Source organism: Bacillus sp. LR_5 (assembly GCF_042709275.1).
In genome coordinates, this window is record NZ_JAVAXX010000417.1 from 1 (window position 1) to 4,041 (window position 4,041).

The following is a 4,041-nucleotide window of genomic DNA, read 5'->3' on the forward strand; positions in this document are numbered from 1 at the left end:
TTTGTCCTTATTGTATGTATTATTTTCACCGCAGCGCTATTCCCGACCTTTTCATCCGTTACAGCTGCTCAAGGAGAAGCGGTCATCGCAACAGATGAAATGAACGTCAGAAGCGGCCCGGGGCTTAGCTACGGCATTACAGCGGAAGTAAAAAAGGGAGAACGCTATCCAATTTTAAAGGAAGATGGAGACTGGGTGCAGATACAGCTTGGTTCCGGAGAAAAGGGCTGGGTAGTCTCCTGGCTTATTACAAAGGAAGACCAGGCCAGCACAAGCTCCTCAGGAAGCAGTGACACTGTGACATCAACAGACCCCGATCTGCGGATAAGAAGCGGCCCGGGCACTTCCTACGAAGTCATCGGCAAATTCCCGCAAGGCAGCCAAGCATCTGTCATTGATAAAGATTCGGGCTGGATCAAGATATCCTATCACAGTGCCACCGGATGGGTATCATCTGAATATGTCACATCAGGAGGCAGCAGTTCAGCGTCTGATGAGAATGACCAAACCGAGGATTCCGGTGCGTCAACGACGGGCACAGTCGGTGTTTCTTCGCTAAATGTAAGAGCCTCCGCCTCACATGACGCGGCAATTATAACAAAACTTGATCGCGGAACGAAACTGACGGTTCTCAACGAGAAAAATGGCTGGGCTCACATTGAGGTGAACGGGCTAAAAGGCTGGGTTGCAAGCCATTACCTTTTGACTAGTTCTGTTCCAGCTGATGATTCAGCAAATGCCGGCAGTTCATCCTCCGCTAAAAAAGCCTATATCATGTACGGAGGAACGAATCTAAGAAGTGATGCGTCAACATCAGCTTCGATCGTTGAGCGCGCTGCCAAAGGAGATTCATACACCATTACCGGTTCAAAGGGAAGCTGGTATGAAATAAAGCTTGATAACGGGCAAACTGCTTATGTAGCCAATTGGGTGGTCCAAACGTCTAAAAGCGCAGAAGAAGCAGGTGAACCGCCAGTCTCTGATTCCCCGTCTGGAAACGGCTCTCTAAACAATAAAACGATTATTGTTGACCCGGGACATGGAGGAAAAGACAGCGGAACGATCGGGTATTCGGGGAAATTCGAGAAAAACCTGACGATCAAAACGGCAAAACTGCTCGCCAGCAAACTTAGATCGGCTGGAGCGGATGTATATGTGACACGCCAGGATGATACCTTTGTCAGCCTGCAGTCACGGGTCTCTACCTCTCACTACCGTAACGCTGACGCCTTTATCAGCATTCATTATGACAGCTATGCGGATACCTCTACAAGAGGCAGTACAGCATATTACTACAGTCCTGCCAAAGATCAGGAACTCGCATCAGATGTCCACTCAGAAGTGGTGAAGCGTTCTTCCATTCCAGACCGCGGCGTATTATTCGGAGATTATTATGTGCTCCGGGAAAACAGACAGCCCGCTATGCTGTACGAGCTGGGATATGTAAGCCATCCGCAGGAAGAAGCCATTGTACATAGCAATTCATACCAAGAAAAAGTAACAGATGGGATCGAAAGCGGATTAGAGAAATACTTCCAATAAAAAAAGCTGCCTTTTGGCAGCTTTTTTTATTTTGAATCCATAATGAGCGTGGCCGGTCCGGAGTTTGTAAGCTGAACATCCATCATTGCTCCAAACGTTCCGGTCTCCACTTTGATTCCTTTTTCACGAAGCAGGTCATTCCATTTTTCATAAAGACCTAAAGCTTTATCAGGTTTGGCCGCGTTCATGTAGTTCGGCCGGCGCCCTTTTTTCGTATCTCCATAAAGCGTAAACTGTGAGACGGATAAAATCTCTCCTCCTATATCTACAAGAGACAGATTCATTTTTCCTTCACTGTCATCGAAAATACGGAGATTGACAACTTTATCGGCTAAATAAGCTGCATCATCTTCTGTATCATCATGAGTGATGCCGACCAGCACCATAAGGCCTTGTCCAATTTGGCCGACGACCTCTTCGTCCACTGTAACGCTTGCTTCTGTTACTCGCTGAACAACTAATCTCATTTTCTAACCCCTTTAGTTCATGACGCGGCGCACAGAGTAGATATCTCTAATCTGTTTAATACGCTCGACGACTTTGTGCAAGTGATTGATATTCTGAATAAAAATCGCCATATGGATGGTTGCCACTTTATTGCGATCCGATTTGCCAGAGACAGATGAAATATTTGTTTTCGTTTCATTCACTGCCTGGAGCACCTCGTTCAGCAATCCGCGGCGGTCATACCCAAGAATCTCTATCTCAACATTGTATTCCTTGCGCTTTTGAACTTGTGACTCATGCTCCCACTCTACCGGGATCAGCCGCTCTTGGGCTTCATTCGTTTTGACATTCGGACAGTCTTCGCGATGGACCGAAACCCCTCTGCCTTTTGTGATAAAGCCGACAATATCATCACCTGGCACAGGATTGCAGCATTTTGATAAACGGACAAGGAGGTTGTCAATGCCCTTGACACGAACGCCAGCTTCCCGTTTTCTTCCTTGCGGGTATGGCTTAGGTTCCCCAGTGACTTCCTGAACGATCTTTTCCTGTTCTTCCTGGTCGCGCTGCTTTCTCTCTTTTTCTGTTAGGCGGTTCGCCACCTGCAGAGCTGTGATGCCGTTGTAACCGACCGCCGCGTACATATCCTCTTCATTTGAGAAATTAAATTTGTCAGCAACCTTTTGAATATTCTCTGGCGTTAAAACATCCTTCAATTCAAAATCCAAGTTTTTAATTTCTTTTTCGACCAGCTCACGGCCTTTTTCGACATTTTCTTCACGCCGCTGTTTCTTAAAGAATTGACGGATTTTATGCTTCGCTTGGGATGTTTGGGCAAGCTTCACCCAATCCTGGCTCGGACCGTAGGAATGCTTAGAGGTGAGAATTTCAACGATATCACCTGTCCGAAGCTTATGGTCAAGCGTAACCATTTTTCCGTTTACTTTGGCACCGATTGTTTTATTGCCGATTTCAGAGTGAATCCGGTAAGAAAAGTCAATCGGAACAGAACCGGACGGAAGCTCGATTACATCTCCTTTTGGCGTAAAGACATACACCATGTCAGAGAACAAATCAATTTTGAGCGATTCCATAAATTCTTCTGCATCTGTCGATTCATTTTGAAATTCTAAAATTTCACGGAACCAAGAAAGCTTTTTCTCAAAGGTTGCACCTTCATTGGCTGCTTTCCCTTCTTTATAAGCCCAGTGAGCCGCAACCCCGTATTCCGCTATTTCATGCATTTCAAAGGTGCGGATCTGCACTTCAAGCGGATCGCCTTTAGGCCCAATAACCGTTGTATGAAGCGATTGATACATATTCGGCTTCGGCATTGCGATATAATCTTTGAATCTGCCTGGCATCGGTTTCCAGCATGTGTGAATGATGCCAAGCACCGCGTAGCAGTCCTTTATGCTATTCACAAGAATACGGACAGCCAACAAATCGTAAATTTCATTGAATTGCTTATTTTGCAGCACCATTTTTCGATAAATGCTGTAAATATGTTTCGGGCGTCCCGAGAAGTCAGCCTTGATATTTACTTCTTCGACACGTTTCTTCACTTCATTGACAACCTCATCGACATAAAGCTCTCGTTCTGCACGTTTCTTCTTCATGAGGTTGACAATTCTGTAATATTGCTGAGGGTTCAAATAACGGAGCGCCGTATCTTCCAATTCCCACTTAATTTTTGAAATCCCTAGACGATGCGCCAAAGGAGCAAAAATTTCCAGCGTTTCATTGGAGATTCTCCGCTGTTTTTCCTGAGGCAGATGTTTCAGTGTCCGCATATTGTGAAGACGATCCGCCAGCTTGATCAATATGACCCTGATATCTTGAGCCATAGCGACAAACATTTTGCGATGATTTTCCGCCTGCTGTTCCTCTTGAGATTTATATTTAATTTTGCCGAGTTTCGTTACGCCGTCTACAAGCATTGCCACTTCTTCGGAAAATGCTTCTTTCAGGTCATCGAGCGTCACATCTGTATCTTCCACGACATCGTGCAAAAATCCGCCCGCGATTGTGGAAGGGTCCATTTCAAGATCG

Annotated in this window: 3 protein-coding genes; 1 reads left to right on the forward strand and 2 read right to left on the reverse strand. The window is 45.8% G+C overall.

What is annotated here, in order from left to right; translation table 11 throughout:
- Window positions 1-1,542: N-acetylmuramoyl-L-alanine amidase family protein (locus RAC86_RS36090; protein WP_377886725.1), on the forward strand; the 1,542-nt coding region annotated here is incomplete at its 5' end.
- Window positions 1,543-1,568: 26 nt separating this feature from the next.
- On the opposite strand, the gene dtd is transcribed toward RAC86_RS36090, so the two are convergent.
- Both dtd and relA read right to left on the reverse strand, forming a co-directional pair.
- A complete protein-coding gene (gene dtd / locus RAC86_RS36095; RefSeq protein ID WP_377886726.1) occupies window positions 1,569-2,009 on the reverse strand; it encodes a D-aminoacyl-tRNA deacylase in 441 nt (146 codons plus the stop codon).
- A 12-nt stretch (window positions 2,010-2,021) separates the two neighbouring features.
- The coding region (gene relA, locus RAC86_RS36100; RefSeq protein ID WP_377886727.1) for a GTP diphosphokinase at window positions 2,022-4,041 on the reverse strand (2,020 nt) is incomplete at its 5' end.